18 protein-coding genes, 2 tRNA genes and 1 pseudogene are annotated in these 16,452 nt (G+C 68.8%); 8 read left to right on the forward strand and 13 right to left on the reverse strand.

From position 1 onward, the window contains the following. Window positions 1–547: 547 nt before the first annotated feature. Complete coding sequence (locus AB0J66_RS47490) at window positions 548–763, forward strand: hypothetical protein (protein WP_364675481.1); 216 nt, start codon at window positions 548–550, stop codon at window positions 761–763. 16 nt (window positions 764–779) lie between these two features. Here the strand turns inward: AB0J66_RS47490 and AB0J66_RS47495 are convergent, their stop codons facing one another. From AB0J66_RS47495 to AB0J66_RS47505, 3 genes are all read right to left on the reverse strand, one after another. Beyond that, window positions 780–1,574, reverse strand: a complete 795-nt coding sequence (locus AB0J66_RS47495; protein ID WP_364675484.1) for a carbon-nitrogen hydrolase family protein — start codon at window positions 1,572–1,574, stop codon at window positions 780–782. Between the two features lie 156 nt (window positions 1,575–1,730). Then, a complete protein-coding gene (locus AB0J66_RS47500; RefSeq protein WP_364675487.1) occupies window positions 1,731–2,198 on the reverse strand; it encodes a hypothetical protein in 468 nt (155 codons plus the stop codon). Between the two features lie 67 nt (window positions 2,199–2,265). Further along, the gene (locus tag AB0J66_RS47505; RefSeq protein ID WP_364675490.1) at window positions 2,266–2,664 is read right to left on the reverse strand and encodes a nuclear transport factor 2 family protein; all 399 of its coding nucleotides are present in this window, start codon (window positions 2,662–2,664) and stop codon (window positions 2,266–2,268) included. Between the two features lie 72 nt (window positions 2,665–2,736). Here AB0J66_RS47505 and AB0J66_RS47510 point away from each other — a divergent pair, with 72 nt between their 5' ends. Further along, on the forward strand, window positions 2,737–3,270 hold the full coding sequence (locus AB0J66_RS47510; RefSeq protein WP_364675493.1) for a PadR family transcriptional regulator: 534 nt from the start codon (window positions 2,737–2,739) through the stop codon (window positions 3,268–3,270). Between the two features lie 149 nt (window positions 3,271–3,419). Here AB0J66_RS47510 and clpX read toward each other — a convergent pair whose 3' ends face one another. From clpX to AB0J66_RS47535, 5 genes are all read right to left on the reverse strand, one after another. Beyond that, a complete protein-coding gene (gene clpX / locus AB0J66_RS47515; protein WP_097319854.1) occupies window positions 3,420–4,709 on the reverse strand; it encodes an ATP-dependent Clp protease ATP-binding subunit ClpX in 1,290 nt (429 codons plus the stop codon). 213 nt (window positions 4,710–4,922) lie between these two features. Next, complete coding sequence (locus tag AB0J66_RS47520; protein WP_364675495.1) at window positions 4,923–5,588, reverse strand: ATP-dependent Clp protease proteolytic subunit; 666 nt, start codon at window positions 5,586–5,588, stop codon at window positions 4,923–4,925. 11 nt (window positions 5,589–5,599) lie between these two features. Continuing rightward, window positions 5,600–6,229, reverse strand: coding sequence for an ATP-dependent Clp protease proteolytic subunit (locus tag AB0J66_RS47525; protein WP_364675497.1), 630 nt, complete (start codon window positions 6,227–6,229; stop codon window positions 5,600–5,602). A 187-nt stretch (window positions 6,230–6,416) separates the two neighbouring features. Then, a complete protein-coding gene (gene tig, locus AB0J66_RS47530; protein ID WP_364675500.1) occupies window positions 6,417–7,772 on the reverse strand; it encodes a trigger factor in 1,356 nt (451 codons plus the stop codon). Window positions 7,773–7,809: 37 nt separating this feature from the next. Continuing rightward, a tRNA-Pro gene (locus tag AB0J66_RS47535) sits at window positions 7,810–7,883 on the reverse strand. Window positions 7,884–8,013: 130 nt separating this feature from the next. Between AB0J66_RS47535 and AB0J66_RS47540 the strand changes: the two genes are divergently transcribed. Both AB0J66_RS47540 and AB0J66_RS47545 read left to right on the forward strand, forming a co-directional pair. Next, window positions 8,014–8,084, forward strand: a tRNA-Gly gene (locus AB0J66_RS47540). A 413-nt stretch (window positions 8,085–8,497) separates the two neighbouring features. After that, window positions 8,498–8,914, forward strand: coding sequence for a transposase (locus AB0J66_RS47545; RefSeq protein WP_364675502.1), 417 nt, complete (start codon window positions 8,498–8,500; stop codon window positions 8,912–8,914). Here the strand turns inward: AB0J66_RS47545 and AB0J66_RS47550 are convergent. Both AB0J66_RS47550 and AB0J66_RS47555 read right to left on the reverse strand, forming a co-directional pair. Continuing rightward, window positions 8,898–9,725 (reverse strand): annotated as a pseudogene (locus tag AB0J66_RS47550) (IS5 family transposase). The gene AB0J66_RS47545 and the pseudogene AB0J66_RS47550 overlap by 17 nt on opposite strands. Window positions 9,726–9,898: 173 nt before the next feature. Continuing rightward, entirely contained in the window at window positions 9,899–11,323 is a 1,425-nt protein-coding gene (locus AB0J66_RS47555; protein ID WP_364675505.1) for a sensor domain-containing diguanylate cyclase, read from the reverse strand. A gap of 146 nt (window positions 11,324–11,469) precedes the next feature. Here AB0J66_RS47555 and AB0J66_RS47560 point away from each other — a divergent pair, with 146 nt between their 5' ends. After that, the gene (locus tag AB0J66_RS47560; protein ID WP_364675508.1) at window positions 11,470–12,150 is read left to right on the forward strand and encodes a PhzF family phenazine biosynthesis protein; all 681 of its coding nucleotides are present in this window, start codon (window positions 11,470–11,472) and stop codon (window positions 12,148–12,150) included. Between the two features lie 61 nt (window positions 12,151–12,211). On the opposite strand, the gene AB0J66_RS47565 is transcribed toward AB0J66_RS47560, so the two are convergent. Further along, window positions 12,212–12,760, reverse strand: coding sequence for a carbonic anhydrase (locus AB0J66_RS47565; protein WP_364675511.1), 549 nt, complete (start codon window positions 12,758–12,760; stop codon window positions 12,212–12,214). Between the two features lie 178 nt (window positions 12,761–12,938). Here AB0J66_RS47565 and AB0J66_RS47570 point away from each other — a divergent pair, with 178 nt between their 5' ends. Together AB0J66_RS47570 and AB0J66_RS47575 are read left to right on the forward strand one after the other, a co-directional pair. Next, a complete protein-coding gene (locus AB0J66_RS47570; protein ID WP_364675513.1) occupies window positions 12,939–13,565 on the forward strand; it encodes a malonic semialdehyde reductase in 627 nt (208 codons plus the stop codon). Window positions 13,566–13,590: 25 nt separating this feature from the next. Continuing rightward, entirely contained in the window at window positions 13,591–14,199 is a 609-nt protein-coding gene (locus AB0J66_RS47575) for an NAD(P)-binding domain-containing protein (RefSeq protein WP_364675515.1), read from the forward strand. A 78-nt stretch (window positions 14,200–14,277) separates the two neighbouring features. Here the strand turns inward: AB0J66_RS47575 and AB0J66_RS47580 are convergent, their stop codons facing one another. After that, window positions 14,278–14,775, reverse strand: coding sequence for a RidA family protein (locus AB0J66_RS47580; RefSeq protein WP_364675517.1), 498 nt, complete (start codon window positions 14,773–14,775; stop codon window positions 14,278–14,280). 157 nt (window positions 14,776–14,932) lie between these two features. Here AB0J66_RS47580 and AB0J66_RS47585 point away from each other — a divergent pair, with 157 nt between their 5' ends. Further along, window positions 14,933–15,421 carry an SRPBCC family protein gene (locus AB0J66_RS47585; protein ID WP_364675519.1) on the forward strand — a complete coding sequence of 163 codons (489 nt, stop codon included), beginning with the start codon at window positions 14,933–14,935 and terminating at the stop codon, window positions 15,419–15,421. 17 nt (window positions 15,422–15,438) lie between these two features. On the opposite strand, the gene AB0J66_RS47590 is transcribed toward AB0J66_RS47585, so the two are convergent. Then, complete coding sequence (locus AB0J66_RS47590) at window positions 15,439–16,410, reverse strand: helix-turn-helix domain-containing protein (RefSeq protein WP_364675521.1); 972 nt, start codon at window positions 16,408–16,410, stop codon at window positions 15,439–15,441. Between the last annotated feature and the right edge of the window lie 42 nt (window positions 16,411–16,452).

The following is a 16,452-nucleotide window of genomic DNA, read 5'->3' on the forward strand; positions in this document are numbered from 1 at the left end:
ACAATCTCTTAACGAGACAGCCGGCCGGGGTATTACTTAATTGGCACTGGCTTATCAAGCACCCTGTTGAGTTCTCAAAGAACAACCGCAACCCGACTAACCGCTCCGGGGCAACCGCTCAAACTTACCTGGTCGGTCTCGCAAGCGCAAGTCCGAAGATCTCGCTTGCCCCGCCCAGTTTTCCTCACGCTTCGAAGCCCGCCGCTAAGCGGGTGAGTCGTGAAGGTGGCCTGCGGACCGGCCGACTCGATCGCTTAGCGATCCGTCCGCCCGGCTCCCGTCCGGCCTGGTTACTCTACCCGGTCGTTCTCGTCGGCGCAAGTTGCCTTGTTCCGACCTCGCCCGGCCGCGGTCTCCAGCTGAGCCAGTTTACCGCGTACCCCCGTGGTCCCCGCTCCGGCCCGTCGCTTTCGCTCCGTTCCGTCCCGGTTTCCCGTGGGCAGAGAGAAAGCTACGCGACCGGTCACCGCGCATGCAAATCGACCCCCATGCCCGTCGGTGTCGGGAGACCGCCCAAAGGGGCCCCCGACCGTGAAAGAGTGGGTGCATGGGTGCTTCCACGACGTGGGCGGCCGACGCGGTGACAGACATGGTCATGCCGTTCTGGCAGTTCGTCATCGGCACACTTGTGCTGGTCACGGTCGTGGTGTCGGTCCGCAAGCTCGTCATGCGCGGCCCCTCCCGCATGGGTGGGGCGATGTTGCTGGCCGGCGGCGCCGTAATCGGTCTGACAGTGGTCGGTTACTTAGTGCAGCTCCTGTGACCCCGGCAACACCGGGTCATAGCCGGCGGTTAGCCAGACTCGGCAGTTCGGCCCGGATCCGCTCCAGCCTCGGCATGTCCAGATCGGCGATCACTACTCCGACCTCGTCCGGGGACTGAGCGAGCACGGTCCCCCACGGGTCCACGATCATGCTCCGGCCGAAACACGTACGCCCGGGGTCGTGATCTCCGATCTGGCCCGCCGCCACCACGTAGCACTGGTTCTCGATCGCCCGCGCCCGCAGCAGGACCTCCCAGTGGTCCCGCCCGGTGTGCATCATGAAGGCGGCCGGCACGACCAGGATCCGGGCGCCGTCGACGGCCAGGCGGCGGTACAGCTCCGGGAACCGGAGGTCGTAGCAGATCGACAGCCCCGTCGGGACGCCCGCGATCTCCGCGATCACGGTCTCCTCCCCCGGCGCCACCGACCGGGACTCCTGATAGGAAACCCGGCCCGCGATCTCCACGTCGTACAGGTGGATCTTGCGATAGCGGGCCGCAAGCTCACCGGAGGGTGAGAAGACCAGCGAGGTGTTGAAGGTCCGCCGGTCGTCGGGCCCCGTCTCGTGGAAGGAGCCGGCGTGCACCCAGATCCCGAGCTCCCGCGCCGCCCGGGCGAAGAACGCGCCGAACTCGCCGTCGGAACCTTCCGGCTTGGGTGCCCGCTCCCCCGGGCCGAGGAAGTCCACATACTCCGGGAGGACGGCCAGCTCGGCCCCGCCGGCGGCCGCTCGCTCCAGCAGCTCCCGGGCCGTGGCCAGATTGCGCTCCCGATCGTCCCGGGCATTCAGCTGACACACCGCAACACGCATGACCGCAGCCTACGAGCGCTTCCGAGCCCAAGCCATCCCCGGCGCGTCCGCCCGCGAGATTGGCGTCGCCACCAGGTAAGCAACTCGGACCCCTCGAGGCGTCTTCAAGAGTGAGGGGAAGAAAAGAGCCGAGGAGGAGCAGTGAGCCCAGAGCGGTCAAGGAGCAAGTTCGGCCGTACGCCGGCTGCGGTCGAGCAGCTTGGTGTAGAAGCGCCGATGGCTCGGCGCGAAGCGTGTCCAGAGACAGCGACCCAGCGGGCGGTCGTATCGGACGAGCATGGCGTGCACCACCCCGGTCGGCGTTGTGCGCAGGACCAGGCGCGCTGTCAGCCCAGTGGCCGCGTGAACTCCCAGGACGACCATGTCCGGAGCGCGGTGAGCGATCCGCCAACCCAGCACCTGGTCCGGCGAGCGCCGCGGCGCCAGGTCCACCGCGAGGAGCCGCCATGCCGTCAGCATCTTGATCCGCTCCGGGCGGGACGCACCCTCGAGGATCAGTCGCGCCCAGGCCTCGGCGTCCCGGCGCTGCGCCGTGTCGAAGACGAACCCCTCGCGATAGTGGGCCGGCTCTAGCCCGGCGAGCCGCTCGGTCTCCGCATCCACCGCGATCTCGCGAACTGCCATCGGGTCGGGCCGCCTTTCATCCGGACGCCGCGCCGCCGAGGATCGCCGCCGGCCTTCGTGGGCGACGTTATTGGGCGGGCTGAGTCGGCTGGGCGAGCCGGGCCTGCATGGCTTCGGCCAGGGCCAGGGTGGCGCTCAGGGGGCGGACCATGACAGTGAGCTCGTCGATGCGGCCGTCGGCGGTCTGGTGGATGAAATCGCAGCCCTCCAGGTCGCGGTCGCCGACACGGGCCCGGAAGACCAGGGCGTGGTCGAGGGCGCCGGGGGTGCTGATCTCGCGGACGTAGCGGAAATCCTCGAAGACCTGGACCACGGCGCGGAGGATCTCGGCCACGGTGGCGCGGCCGCGGTACGGCTTGTGGACCACCGGGCTGTGGAAGACGACGTCGTCGTCGAGCAGGGCGATGGCGGCGTTGATGTCACCGGACTCGACGGCGGCGCGGAAAGGATGGACGACTTCGCTCACGGAGAATGCCCCTATACTCAACAAGTTGAATAGGTGCGGACAACGCTAGTCGCCCGGAAAGAGGCTGTCCAGGTGTCGTTGCGCCACGCGGTGCTGGCGGCGCTCTCCCAGGGGGAGGCGTCGGGGTACGAGCTGGCCAAGCGGTTCGACGTGGCGGTCGCGGATTTCTGGTCGGCCACGCCGCAACAGCTCTACCGGGATCTGGAGCGGCTCGAACGGGACGGGCTGGTCGAGGCGCGCGTGGTCGAGCAGGAACGGCGGCCCAACAAACGGGTCTTCACCCTCACGGCGGCCGGGCGGGCGGCGCTGGGCGAGTTCGTGGCGGCGCCGGCACGGCCGGCCGCGATCCGGGACGAGTTCCTGATCAAGCTGCAAGCCGTCGACGCCGGCGAACCGGAAGCGCTGATCGCGGCGGCCGAGGCGCGGCTCGCCCGGTCACGGGAGAAGCTGGCCCGCTACGAGCAGCTTCGCAAGCGGATGGGCACGGAGGAAAGCCTCGGTCCGTCGCTGACGCTGGAGGCCGGCATCCTCTACGAGGAGCAGAACACACGCTGGACGACGCTGGTGCTCCAGCGGCTCCGGGAGCGGCGTGCGGCATCAGGCTGAAGCGACGGGCCCACCCGGCAGCCGGGCGCGGAGCCTGACTGGCAGCCAGCGGCCCGCCGAACCGGGTTCGGCGACAGTGCTGTTGGGCCGGTCGTGCATCCGTACCGAACAAAGCCGCCGCCTCTCCCAGAGAGAGACGGCGGCGGAGGTCAGGCGGACTTCTCCTCGCGCTCGCGGCGGCGACGGCCGACGAACTCGCGCGGGACGATCGTGGGGTTGACGTTCTCGAGGACGACCTCGCGGGTGATGACCACGCGGGCCGCGTCGGGGTTGCTCGGCACCTCGTACATCACGGAGAGCAGAACCTCTTCCATGATCGCGCGGAGGCCGCGGGCGCCGGTGCCGCGGAGCATGGCCTGGTCGGCGATGGCCTCGAGCGCGCCCTGGTCGAACTCGAGCTCCACCCCGTCGAGCTCGAAGAGGCGCTGGTACTGCTTCACGTACGCGTTGCGGGGCTCGGTGAGGATCTTGATGAGCGCCTCGCGGTCGAGGTTGCGCACCGTGGTGATGACCGGCAGACGGCCGATGAACTCGGGGATAAGGCCGAATTTCAGCATGTCCTCCGGCATGACCTTGCCGAAGATGTCGTCCGTCTTGCGCTCGGTGATCGAGCGGAGGTTGGCCCCGAAGCCGACGCCGCCGTGGCCGACGCGGGACTCGATGATCCGGTCCAGACCGGCGAAGGCGCCGCCCACGATGAACAGCACGTTCGTCGTGTCGATCTGGATGAACTCCTGGTGGGGGTGCTTGCGGCCGCCCTGGGGCGGAACGTTGGCCACCGTGCCCTCAAGGATCTTGAGCAGGGCCTGCTGGACGCCCTCACCGGAGACGTCGCGGGTGATCGACGGGTTCTCGCTCTTGCGGGCGATCTTGTCGACCTCGTCGATGTAGATGATGCCCTGCTCGGCCCGCTTGACGTCGTAGTCGGCGGCCTGGATCAGCTTGAGCAGGATGTTCTCGACATCCTCACCGACGTAGCCGGCCTCGGTCAGCGCGGTGGCGTCGGCGATCGCGAACGGGACGTTGAGCATCCGTGCGAGCGTCTGGGCCAGGTGCGTCTTCCCGCAGCCGGTGGGGCCGATCAGCATGATGTTGGACTTGGCCACCTCGACGTCGCTGCCCGCGCCGGGGGCGCCGCTCGACTCGGCCTGGATCCGCTTGTAGTGGTTGTAGACGGCCACGGAGAGGGCCTTCTTGGCCTGCTCCTGACCCACCACGTACTGGTCGAGGAACTGGCAGATCTCCATCGGCTTGGGAAGCTCTTCCCACTTCACCTCGCCGGTCTCGGCCAGCTCCTCTTCGATGATCTCGTTGCAGAGGTCGATGCACTCGTCGCAGATGTAGACCCCGGGGCCCGCGATGAGTTTCTTGACCTGCTTCTGGGACTTCCCACAGAAGGAGCACTTCAGTAGGTCGCCGCCGTCGCCGATCCGTGCCACCTACGTACTCCTTGTGCTCATCGGCCGACTGCTGCCGGCCCGGAACCGGGGTCGGAACGCCCCGTTGCCTTCTCATCGTCTGCCGAACCGCGTAACTGAGGCTGCATGCTCGACGTTACCCGCTAAGGGGCGGTTCTCCGACCCCCCAAAACGGGCGTGTCAGGGGTCGGCCAGTCTAACTCGGGCCGGCCGGCCCCTGACGATACGCTTCTCTCAGTTACCGCTGCCGACGGCCTGCAGGGTCTTCTTGCGGCTGACCAGCACGGTGTCGACGATGCCGTACTCCTTGGCCTCGTCCGCCGTCATGATCTTGTCGCGGTCGACGTCCTTGCGAACCTGCTCCGTGCTGCGGCCGGTGTGGCGGGCGATCATCTCCTCCATCTGCGACCGCATGCGGAGGATCTCGCGGGCCTGGATCTCGATGTCCGAGCCCTGGCCGTAGCCGCCCTCGGTGGCCGGCTGGTGGATCAGCACCCGGGAGTGCGGCAGCGCCAGGCGCTTGCCCGGGGTGCCACCGGCGAGCAGCACGGCCGCGGCGCTGGCGGCCTGGCCGAGGCAGACCGTCGAGATGTCGGGCCGGACGTACTGCATGGTGTCGTAGATCGCCGTCATGGCGGTGAAGGAACCGCCGGGCGAGTTGATGTACATCGTGATGTCGCGGTCCGGGTCGGAGCTCTCCAGCGTCAGCAGCTGGGCCATCACGTCGTTGGCCGACGCGTCGTCCACCTGGACGCCGAGGAAGATGATCCGGTCCTCGAACATCTTGTTGTACGGGTTCGTCTCCTTCATCATCCCGTTCGAGGAACGCTCGATGAAGGAGGGCAGCACGTAGCGGTTGGTCACCGGCGCGAACCCGCGAGGCATCGTCAGGTCAGTCATAGTTCCGCTCCTCAGTTCAGCGTTCCGGCGCCCTCGGGGACCTGAGTGGCCCCGGTGATCACCTCGTCGATGAAGCCGTAGTTCTTGGCCTCCTCCGCCGTGAACCAACGGTCACGGTCGGAATCGCGCTCGATCTGCTCCTGGGTCTGGCCGGTGTGGAAGGCGACCCGCTCCTGGAACATGCGCTTGGTGTAAAGCATCTGCTCGGCCTGGATGGCGATGTCGGCGGCCGTGCCACCCATGCCGCCCGAGGGCTGGTGCATCATGATGCGCGCGTGCGGCAGCGAGAAGCGCTTGCCGGGGGCGCCGGCGCAGAGCAGCAGCTGCCCCATCGACGCGGCCATGCCCATCGCCACGGTCGAGACGTCGTTGTCGATGAACTGCATCGTGTCGTAAATGGCCATGCCCGAGTAGACCGAGCCACCGGGCGAGTTGATCCAGAGGTGGATGTCGCGCTCGGGGTCCTCGGCGGAAAGCAGCAGCAGCTGCGCGCAGATGCGGTTGGCCACCGAGTCGGACACCTCGCTGCCGAGGAAGATGATGCGCTCGCGCAGCAGGCGGTTGTAGACCGAGTCGTCGAGGTTGCCACTGATGGAGTCACCGCGGAGCAGGGGGCTCGCGGGGAGGTGAAGATCGGTCATGGCAGCCCTTCACAGCTAACTGTGTCGGCCCCGAATCGCGGGCCGGCAGGTTGTCCGTCGTACGCCCAACCTAACCGGTGGAATGGGCATCGGCTTCCCGCTCGGGCAGGTGTTCGCTATGAGCGCACGCTGCCCGGGAAAAGGCAGGGAGCCGCCACCCTTCGGGTAGCGGCTCCCGCCGGCGAAATCAGTGGTTGTGGCCCTCGTGGCCGTGCTCCTCGTCGCTGGCGGCCCGCAGGTCGTCCAGCGTGAGGACATTGCCCTCGGCGTCCTTCATCTCGACCTGCTCCATCACGGAGGCGAGCGCCTTGCCCCGGCGCACGTCGCCGAAGACCGCGGCCGCCGCGCCCGACTGCACGAGCTGGTCGTAGTACTGCTGCGGCTGCATCTGGGCGCGCTGGGCCCGGTGCACGATCTCGTGCCCGAACTCGTCGTCGGAGACCTGCACGTCCTCCGCGTCGGCCACCGTGTCGAGCAGCAGCTGGATCCGGACGCCCTCCTGGGCCGCCTCGGTCAGCTCCTGGTCGATCTGCTCCTCGGTCTTGTCCTCGGAGGTCAGGTAGTCCTGCAGGGTGGCGCCGATCCGCTCGAGCTGGTCGGTCATCGCCTGCTTGCGGCCCTCGACCTCGTCCTTGACGACGCCCTCGGGAGCGGGGATGTCGGCCGCCTCGACGAGCTGCTTGAGCGCCTCGTCACGGGCGGCGTAGATCTGCTCGACCTTCTTGACCTTGGTCAGCCGCTCGCGCAGGTCGCCCTTGAGCTCCTCGAGCGTGTCGAACTCGCTGGCCAGCTGGGCGAACTCGTCGTCGATCTCGGGCAGCTGCTTGTCCTTGACGCTGCGCACCGTGACCGCCACGTCGGCGTCGCGGCCGGCGAAGTCGCCGCCGACGAGCTGCGTGGTGAAGGTCGCGTCCTCGCCGGCCGACATGCCGACCAGCACCTCGTCGAGACCCGGGAGCAGCTGCTTGCTCCCGACCTCGTGGGAGATGTTGGTGGCCGAGCCGCCGGGAACCTCTTCGCCGTCGACGGTGGCGTTCAGGTCGAGCTGCACGTAGTCACCCTCGGCGGCCGGGCGCTCGACGGTCTTGAGAGTCGCGAAGCGCTCGCGCAGGCCGTTGATCTGCTCGTCGATCTCGTTGTCGCCGATCTCGACGGCCGGGACCTCCACCTTGATGGTGGACAGGTCCGGGATCGTGATCTCGGGCCGCACGTCCACCTCGGCGGTGAACTTCAGCGGCTCGTTGTCGGCGAACTCGGTGATCTCGACCTCGGGCCGGCCCAGGGTCTTGACGTCGTGCTCACGCACGGCGGCCAGGATCTGCTGCGGGATGGCTTCCTGAACCGCCTCGTTCAGGACCGCGCCACGCCCGACACGCTGGTCGATGACCGCGGCCGGGATCTTGCCGCGACGGAAGCCCGGCACCTGCACCTGCGCGCCGATCTCCCGGTACGCCTTCTGCAGGCTCGGCTTGAGCTCGTCGAACGGCACCTCGATGGCGAGCTTCACCCGGGTCGGGCTCAGAGTCTCGACGGTGCTCTTCACAGGCGTACTCCTTGTTGCTACCGATAGTTGATGTCAGTCGGGGTGGCGGGATTTGAACCCACGGCCCCTCGCTCCCAAAGCGAGTGCGCTACCAAGCTGCGCCACACCCCGTGGCGTCGGCCAGTGTATGCGGTCCGCTTCCCCACGCGTGCGCTGGAGTCACTTGAAGGCCCCATCCGGTTCGCAGCGGCCAGCCACGACCCAGTAAGCTAGGCGCGCGGACCCGTTCCAACGGGACGTCGCGGGCGTAGCTCAATGGTAGAGCCTCAGTCTTCCAAACTGATTACGCGAGTTCGATTCTCGTCGCCCGCTCAAGTTTGCGCTGCTCAGAGACTTGCCACATCGACTTAAATCGATTTGACAAGATCTTTTGCTAGGGATCTTCGTGGGAAGTGACCCTCTTACCGTCAGGCCGACGAGGTTGGAGTCGGCGACTCGGCCAAACCCGTCACCCACGTCACACCTGTTCAGACCGCGCATCTCATCGAGATGACACACCGGCTCTCAGCCGCGTCGGCGTGTCATCAAGGTGGGAAACTGATGACACCCGTTTCGATGACTTGCCGCTGGATTTCTGCACGTCAGCACCACAGCGTCGCTCCTCCAGTGGTGCTGACGGTGTGACGGTGCGCTTCCGTCGGCGGACGGTCCGGAGGTGGCCGACTCTCCACCCGCCGAACTAGCGGAGGAAGAAGGAGCGACCACACCGAGGCCTGCGTCGCCCAGTGAGCAGGAGATGGACGACGAACGCTGACGGCCCAGAGGACCGCCGCGGTACTGACCCCGAATGGCGAATGCGTAACCGGCTGACTCGTTTGGCGGCCCGGATGAGCGGAAAGCACGTCGATCGACTGGCCGACACCCTCGAAGCGCTACCAACCAGGATCGGCGCTCCGATCCTGACCGCGTGGAACACGAAGAAGGACCTGCTCGACCTACTCGCGACCGCCCGCACCCGCCCCTACCGCGAACTCGTCCACCGGCTGCTGCGCCGCTTCTACACCCGCTGCGCCGATTCCGACCTACCCGAACTCCACCGGCTCGCCACCACGATCGAGACCTGGTGGCCGCAAATCCTCGCGTTCCTGACCACCGGCATCACTAGGCCGCGTTTCGTAAAGGTCATCAAAGCCATTGGTTGATGGCGACGGTGGCTTCGGAGCGGACGGCGAGTTTGTCGTACCGGGTGGCCATCGCTCGGTTCTGTTCGAGCTGGTTGATACCGTATTCCACGGCGTGACGCTGCCGATAGACGACCGAGTCGAACGCCGGAGGACGCCCGCCCTTGGAACCTTTGGCCTTGCGATGGGCGTCCTGGTCAGCCTTGCTCGGAATGCACACCCGGATCTTGCGGCGGCGGGCATACCCGCGATTGCCCCGGCTGGTGTACGCCTTGTCAGCCAAGACCAGATCCGGCCGGGTGCGGGGCCGGCCACCACTGGCCCGATAGACCTTGATGCGTTCGAGGACCTTGATGAACTGCGGACTATCACCCCGCTGGCCAGCGGTGATCATCGTCGACAGCTTTACGGCCCTGTTCGCAGGCCAGGTGGGTCTTGGTGGTGAACCCGCCCAGGGACCTGCCCAGAGCAACGATCGGCGGGTTCGGTGGACACCCCACCCGGCGGTTCCTTCTACAGCTCACCATCATGGCGGGCTTCCGCGGCATGCTGATGGGCACGGCTGATCGTGGAGTCGACGCTCACCTCCCACTCGATGTCACCGGCGGCGCCGGTCCGGGTCTGCAGCCGGGCCAAGATCTTCGCCCAGGTCCCGTCGCTCTGCCAGCGCCGGAACCAGCGATACAACGTTTGCCAAGGCGCGTACGTTTCGGCACGTCCCGCCACGGTGTTCCCGCCCGGACCCGCCACCGGATCCCATCGATGATCTGCCGTTTCGTCCATCGCGGCGGACGACCTCGCCGTGTTCCTCAGGCAACGTAGGTTCCAGCACCGCCCACTGAGCGTCGGTGAGATGGTGTCGCCTCGCTGCCGCTCTCCTGAGAACGAGGTCTCCGGTGGTGCAGGTTTGCTTGGTCGCTAACCCGTTTACCGGAGACCTCACTTCGTATCGACAACCGCCACGCCGGGACACGTCACACCTCGCCCGCACTTACGAAAGGCGGCCTAGCGCCGGACGGGTTCGCCGAGCGCTCCCGAGCCGCTGGCGGCGGTGGCCCCAGCGGGCTGGCGTCCGCCGCGGCCCTGTTTCTTGATGTCGTACATGGCCAGGTCGGCTCGCTGGATCAGCGCGGCAGCCGATTCGACGCCGCCGCGTTGCATAGCCACCCCGACCGAGCTTCCGATGCGCACGGTCCGGCCGTCGAGGGTGTACGGCTCGGCGATGAGCAGCCGTACCCGCTCGGCCAGCGCGGACGACTCCTCCTCGGTGGCCAGGCCGGTGCACACCAGAACGAACTCGTCGCCACCGAATCGGCAGATCAGGCCGTTTTGCCGGGTCATCGTGCGCAACCGGTCCGCGACGGCCGTCAGCAGTTCGTCACCCACGGCGTGACCATACGTGTCATTGACCGGTTTGAAACCATCCAGATCGATGAAGAGTAGAGCCGCCAGCTCGCCCCGGCGAGCGGCCGCGGCGAGGGCCCGGTCGGCCTTCTCGGTGAACAGGATGCGGTTGGGCAGGCCGGTCAGCCCGTCGTGCATACGTTCGTGGGCGAGCCGCGCAGACCGGGACAAGGCCAGCCCGGCCAGCGCCGCGGCTCCGGCAACCGCCAGGGCGAAGGACCCGAACAGCTGCCACGCCAGTTGGCGTGATTTGCCGACCGGCTGCAACAGGACGTGGTCCGGCGCCACAAAGACGATCCGCCAGCCGCTTCCCGGCACCGCGGCCGAGGTGAAGTACGTATTGCCCACGGTGCCGCTGGCAGCCCGGGCGACGGCCGCACGCAGCCGGGCGTCCGGGATCGGCGCGGCGAGCGGATCAGTTCCGGAGGCGGCCACGACCAGGCCATGTGCGTCGACGATGTAGGCGCGTCCCTCGCGGACGCCGAGCGAGCCGATAAGGTACCCGCTGGCGAAGCCGTTGATCGTGTCGGTCGGCACCGAGCCGACCCAGACCCGGGTCTGCCCGCCCGCGGTGAAGGGCACTCCGAACAGCAGGAGCCGGCCCTTCGGGGTGTCCGCGAAGTTGGCGAACGTCATGGCCGAGCGTTGCAGGGACAGTGCGGCCACGGCATCGATCGCCGTACGGTCCCGCAGAGCGCTGAGGGTGCCGGATTGTGCCGCGACGAGGTTTCCGTTCGCTGACAGCACCGCGCCGAAGGTGGTGGTCGGATTGTTGTCCAGGGCTGCCTGCACGGAAGCGGCGTCACCGCTGAACATCTGTTCGGCGGCTTCCCGGTTCTGCCGGTCGCTGGCGGTGAAGGCCGAAGTGGTGACCTGGCCGGCGATCTCGGCTCGTTGCTGGAAGTCCCGGTGTACGCGCCGCACCGCGGCCCGGTCGGTATACAGCAGATAACCGCCGACCAGGACGATCAGAACAAGCGCCACGGCTGCGCTGAGGGCCAGTGTGCGCCGTCCGCCTTTCTCCATGGCTCTCTCATCGGCAGGCGGGGCGTGGACCTCAGCCGTTCACCGGGTGAGCCGCGGAACTGCATCACAGCCTTCCGTCGGCGCTCGCCCCCTTGGTGGTCATTCCTCCGCGTTCGGCGTTGATCACCGCTACTAGCGTCTCGACCGTGCCAGAAATACATGTTCTCCGCGTTTTCCGCGGACCCGGCGGCGTCCACGGCAATCAGCTCGGCGTGGTGCCCGACGGCGCCCGGGTGCCGGGCCGCGACGAGCGCCAGGCGCTTGCCGCCCGGCTCGGCTACAGCGAGACGGTCTTCGTCGACGACGCCCGCACCGGGTCGGTCGACATCTACACCCCGAGCGTACGGCTGCCGTTCGCCGGGCACCCGCTGGTCGGCGTCTCGTGGTTCCTGCGCCGGTTCGGCAGCGCGCCGGACATCCTGCGGCCGCCCGCCGGCGACGTGCCGAGCTGGGTGGAGGGCGAGTTCGCCTGGATCCGCGGGCGCGCCGAGTGGGCGCCGGGGCGGCTCATGCAGGAGTACGCGACGCCCACCGATGTCGACGACCTGACCGGGCCGCCGCCCGGCGACGGCTGGCTGTACGTCTGGGCGTGGCAGGACCGGTCGGCCGGGCGGGTGCGGACCCGGGGGTTCCCGCGCCGTGGTGACGCCATCGACGAGGACGAGGCGACCGGCGCGTCGGCCATCGTGCTCACCACCGCGCTGGGGCGGGCGCTCGACATCACGCAGGGCCGCGGATCGCAGATCCTGACCCGCCCCGGCCCGGACGGCACCGTCGAGGTGGGCGGCCGGGTCGTCGAGGAGGGCCTCTACCGCCTTCCCTGCTGACGGGGACGTGGGCGGGCCGGGCCAGGTCCGCGCCGGCCTCCGGCGCGGACCGTCCGGTCATCTATCCGGCGGTACGGGTTCGCGGCGGCACGACCACATCGGCCACGCCGGTCTTGAGGTCGTAGGCCAGGCCGGTGACCCGGATCCGCGGGGATGCGTACGGATAAGAAAGAATTTTCGCCACGTCGGCGCGCACCGTGGCAGCCGGGTCGAGCACCGCCAGGCCGGCCAGTTCGGCCTCGTCGAAGCCGCCCCGGGTGGCGAAGCCGCGCCGCAGCTCGTCGTCGGCGAACAGGCCCGACCCGCAGTCGGTGTGGTGCACGACGGCGAAGTCGAACCACTCGGCGTCCGGGGTCTTGACCTCGTGCAGGTAGCTGATCCAGGCCAGGTCCTGCAGCACCGCGGGGGTGACCCGGCCGCCCACGGTCCGCGCCACGATGGCGTCGCCCAATTCCAGCCCGAACACCTGCGCCGGGTCCACCCGCGGGTCGATGCAGGTCAGGATGTAGGCCTGCCGGTGGGGAACGAACGGGATCGCGGGCTGGTGGTCCTTGACGTCGGTGGCCGCGAAACGGGCGTTGTTCCGCAGAAGCTCGTCGAAGTTGGTCATGACCGAAGCCTCGCTCGGTGCGGTGCCACCGACCATGGGCAATCCTGCCGACGATGAGCAGATCTCTGCCATCCGGCCACCGAGGCGCAGCTCACATCCGTACCTCCGAAATTTGGTTGATGCATTAACCAGATCGCCCGTAGCCTTTGGTTAACACGTTAACCAAAGCGAGGTAGTCATGACTTCACTCTCGGAGCACGCCGACGGAACCCGGCTCGGCCGCCTGGACCCGGACGCCAAGCACGTCATGTTCACCGGAGCCCGCACCGCCAACACCTTCGCCGGCGCCCCGGTCGACGACGCCGAGCTGACCCAGATCTGGGAACTGGCCCGTTGGGCCCCGACGGCCGCCAACTCCCAGCCCCTGCGGGTGCTGTTCGTCCGCGCCGGCGAGGGCCGCGAGCGCCTCGTCAAGCACATGGACGAGGGCAACCGGGCCAAGACCGCATCGGCTCCCGCCGTCGCCGTGCTGGCCATGGACACCCGGTTCCACGAGCACATCCCGGCCGTCCTGCCGTACAAGCCGGAGCTGAAGGACGCCTTCGCCAGCAACGACGCCCTGCGCGCCGGGACCGCGTCCTTCAACGCGACCCTGCAGGCCGGCTACTTCATCCTGGCCGTCCGCGCCGAGGGCCTGGCCGCCGGACCGATGGGCGGCTTCGACGCCGACGGCATCGACGCGGAGTTCTTCCCCGACGGCCGGTTCCATTCCATCCTCGTCGTCAACATCGGCCACCCCGGCCCGGACGCGTGGTACCCACGGCTGCCGCGCCTCGCCCACGACGACGTCGTGCAGTGGGCCTGAGCAGGGCCCGGAAAAGGAGTTCGTGATGAGCACCCACACCAAGTACTCGATCATCGGCAGCGGCCGGATCGGAGCGGCGCTGGCCACGCTGTTCAACCGGGCCGGCATCGAGGTCAGCGTCGCCAACACCCGAGGACCGGAATCCCTGCGCGCCTGGGCGGCCGCGCGGGGCCCGGCGGTCCGCCCGGTGTCGCTGGCCGAGGCGCTGGCCGGCGACGTCATCCTGCTGGCCATCCCGTTCTCGGCGGTCGAACAGCTCGGCGGCGCGCTCCCGGACTGGACCGGCAAGATCGTCGTTGACGCCACCAACGCGCACTTCTCCGGAGCCTCGGAGGACGTCCTGAACGGCACGGCGTCCGCCCGCTACACGGCCGGGAAACTGACCGGCGCCACCGTGGTCAAAGCCTTCAACCAGCTGCCCGCCGCGACGCTCTCCGCCGAGCTGGACCCGGCGATCGGCAGGCGCGTCGTCTTCGTCGCGGCCGACGACACGGCGGCCGGCGACCGCATCGCCGAGCTCGCCGGACAGCTCGGGCTGGCCGCCGTGCAGGTCGGCGGCCTCGACGACGGCGGCCGCCTGATCCAGGTTCCCGGCCCGCTGGTGCTGCGCCACCTCGTCGAGCGGCCGCTCTGAGCGGACCACGCCGGCATACGGCAAGGAGCCCGGCCGTGCGATCACGGCCGGGCTCCACCGGCGTCCGGCCGTGGGCCGTCACGCCACTTCGGCGATGAGCTCCACCTCCACCGGAGCGCCCAGCGGCAACTCCGCCACGCCGACCGCACTGCGCGCATGCCGGCCCGCTTCGCCGAGGACCGCCAGGAACAGATCGGAGGCGCCGTCGACGACCGCCGGCTGTCCGGTGAATCCGGGCGCCGAAGCCACGAAACCGGTCACCTTGACCAGCTTGACGAATCGCGCCAGGCCCACCGACTCCCCGATCGCGGCCAGCAGGTTCAGGGCGCAGAGACGGGCCAGGCCGGCGGCCTGTTCGACGCTCACCTCGGCGCCGACCTTGCCGGTCGCCGCCAGCCGGCCGGCGATCATCGGCAACTGGCCGGAGACGTAGAGGTGGTCGCCCGACCGCAGGGTCCGGGAGTACGACGCCAGCGGAGCGGCCATCTCCGGCAGGGTCAGACCCAGCTCGGCCAGTCTCGCGTGGATCCTCGTACTACCTTCGCCGCTGCCGGGCGCGGTGGTTTTCTGCTGCATGACGTGAGTTCCCTCGTTCGAATGTCAGCACGGTGCCTGGTCACCGGCTGGACTGCCGGAGCAGTATCGGGAGCACGCGCCGAGCCCAGCCACACCCTGTCAGGAGTAGGAAGCACAGGAGGTGGCTCGCACCGGGTCCGGTGACGAAACTGCGTCCATGGAAATCGACGTCTCGTCCTACACCTTCACCCGCCGCGCGTGGGTCGGCGCCTCGCCCGCCTTCGTCTACGGACTCATCAGCGACGTGTCCCGGATCGGGCAGTGGAGCCCGAAAGCCAGCGCCGTCGCCTACGACGACGGCGAACAGCCGCGGGCCGGCGCCTGGTTCAGCGGACACAACGTCAAGGACGGCCGCAGCTGGATCACCCGTTCCCAGGTCGTCGAGGCCGAGCCGGCGCAGCGCTTCGGTTTCGTCGTCGGCGGCGCGGCCGACGGCATCGTGCGCTGGGACTGGACCCTGCTCGCGTCCGGCGACGGCACCGAGGTGCGTCAGTCGTGGCGGCTGCTGCGTTACGACCCGGTCCTGGGGGCGACCCCCGACGACGTGCGGGCCCTTCGCGACTACATGGCCGACAGCGCGGAGAGCACCCTCATTGAGCTGAGCCGGTGGATCGGCGCGCATCACGACCTGCGCGCCTACCGCTGACAGCCGGCCGGGCCGGGTCAGGCGCCCGGCGAACCGGCCCGTCCGCGGCCGGCTCCGGCCCGCCGTTCGCGGCGATAGGCGCTCGGAGTGGCGCCGAACTCCCGGCTCATGTGCAACCGCAGATTGGCCGCGCTCCCGATGCCGCAGCGGCCGGCGATCTCGTCGACGCTGAGTGTCGTGACCTCCAGCAGCCGCTGGGCTTCCAGAAGCCGCTGAACGGTGAGCCAGCGCATCGGCGTCATGCCGGTCGCCTCGCGGAACTGCCGGGCGAACGTGCGGGCCGACATCCCCGCACGCCGAGCCAGGTGATTGACGGTGACGGCGCGATGCATCTCCCGGACCGCCCAGTCACAGGTCTCCGCCAGGCGGTCACTCTCGGCCGGCGGCCGGCGGGCGTACTGCATCTGACCGCCCGGGCGATGCATCGCGACCACCATGCGGCGGGCCACCGTGGCCGCGGCGTCGGCCCCGTAATCCTGGCGGACCATGTGCAGGCACAGGTCGATCCCCGCGGACAGGCCGGCGCTGGTCAAGATGGGCCCGGCATCGACGTACAGCACGTCCGGATTCATCGGCACGTGCGGGAAGCGCTTCCGGAAGGCATCGGCTTCCTCCCAGTGCGTCGTCGCCACCCGGCCGTCCAGGAGGCCGGCGGCGGCCAGCGCGAAAGCGCCGATGCAGACCGATGCCACCCGGGCGCCTCGGGCCGCCGCCCGCTGGAGGGCCGCACACACGGCGGGTGAGGGATCCACCAGCGGGCGGAACCCGGGAACGATCACGGTGTCCGCGGTGTCCAGCTGATCCAGGCCATCCCGTACGCCGATCGGGAAACCGGTCGTCGAGGGCACGTCACCGGGCTGCTCGGCGCAGACCGCGAAGGAATATCGTTCCGCCTCGGCCGGATGCCCGAAGATCTGCGCCGCGATCGACAGATCGAACGCGACGACGTCCGGTACGACCAGCGCGACGACACGATGCGGGACCGCCATGGCGCCCACCCTAGCCAGCGGCGGACGCCGCGGAACATCCGA

The sequence above is a fragment of the Actinoplanes sp. NPDC049598 genome, from assembly GCF_040675435.1.
In the GTDB taxonomy this organism is placed as follows: Bacteria; Actinomycetota; Actinomycetes; order Mycobacteriales; family Micromonosporaceae; genus Actinoplanes.

Coding starts and splice junctions, on each gene's coding strand:
- AB0J66_RS47490 (WP_364675481.1), top strand. CDS start 548: ATGGGTGCTTCCACGACGTGGGCGGCCGACGCGGTGACAGACATGGTC.
- AB0J66_RS47495 (WP_364675484.1), bottom strand. CDS start 1,574: ATGCGTGTTGCGGTGTGTCAGCTGAATGCCCGGGACGATCGGGAGCGC.
- AB0J66_RS47500 (WP_364675487.1), bottom strand. CDS start 2,198: ATGGCAGTTCGCGAGATCGCGGTGGATGCGGAGACCGAGCGGCTCGCC.
- AB0J66_RS47520 (WP_364675495.1), bottom strand. CDS start 5,588: ATGACTGACCTGACGATGCCTCGCGGGTTCGCGCCGGTGACCAACCGC.
- AB0J66_RS47525 (WP_364675497.1), bottom strand. CDS start 6,229: ATGACCGATCTTCACCTCCCCGCGAGCCCCCTGCTCCGCGGTGACTCC.
- AB0J66_RS47555 (WP_364675505.1), bottom strand. CDS start 11,323: ATGGAGAAAGGCGGACGGCGCACACTGGCCCTCAGCGCAGCCGTGGCG.
- AB0J66_RS47565 (WP_364675511.1), bottom strand. CDS start 12,760: ATGACCAACTTCGACGAGCTTCTGCGGAACAACGCCCGTTTCGCGGCC.
- AB0J66_RS47570 (WP_364675513.1), top strand. CDS start 12,939: ATGACTTCACTCTCGGAGCACGCCGACGGAACCCGGCTCGGCCGCCTG.
- AB0J66_RS47575 (WP_364675515.1), top strand. CDS start 13,591: ATGAGCACCCACACCAAGTACTCGATCATCGGCAGCGGCCGGATCGGA.
- AB0J66_RS47580 (WP_364675517.1), bottom strand. CDS start 14,775: ATGCAGCAGAAAACCACCGCGCCCGGCAGCGGCGAAGGTAGTACGAGG.
- AB0J66_RS47585 (WP_364675519.1), top strand. CDS start 14,933: ATGGAAATCGACGTCTCGTCCTACACCTTCACCCGCCGCGCGTGGGTC.
- AB0J66_RS47590 (WP_364675521.1), bottom strand. CDS start 16,410: ATGGCGGTCCCGCATCGTGTCGTCGCGCTGGTCGTACCGGACGTCGTC.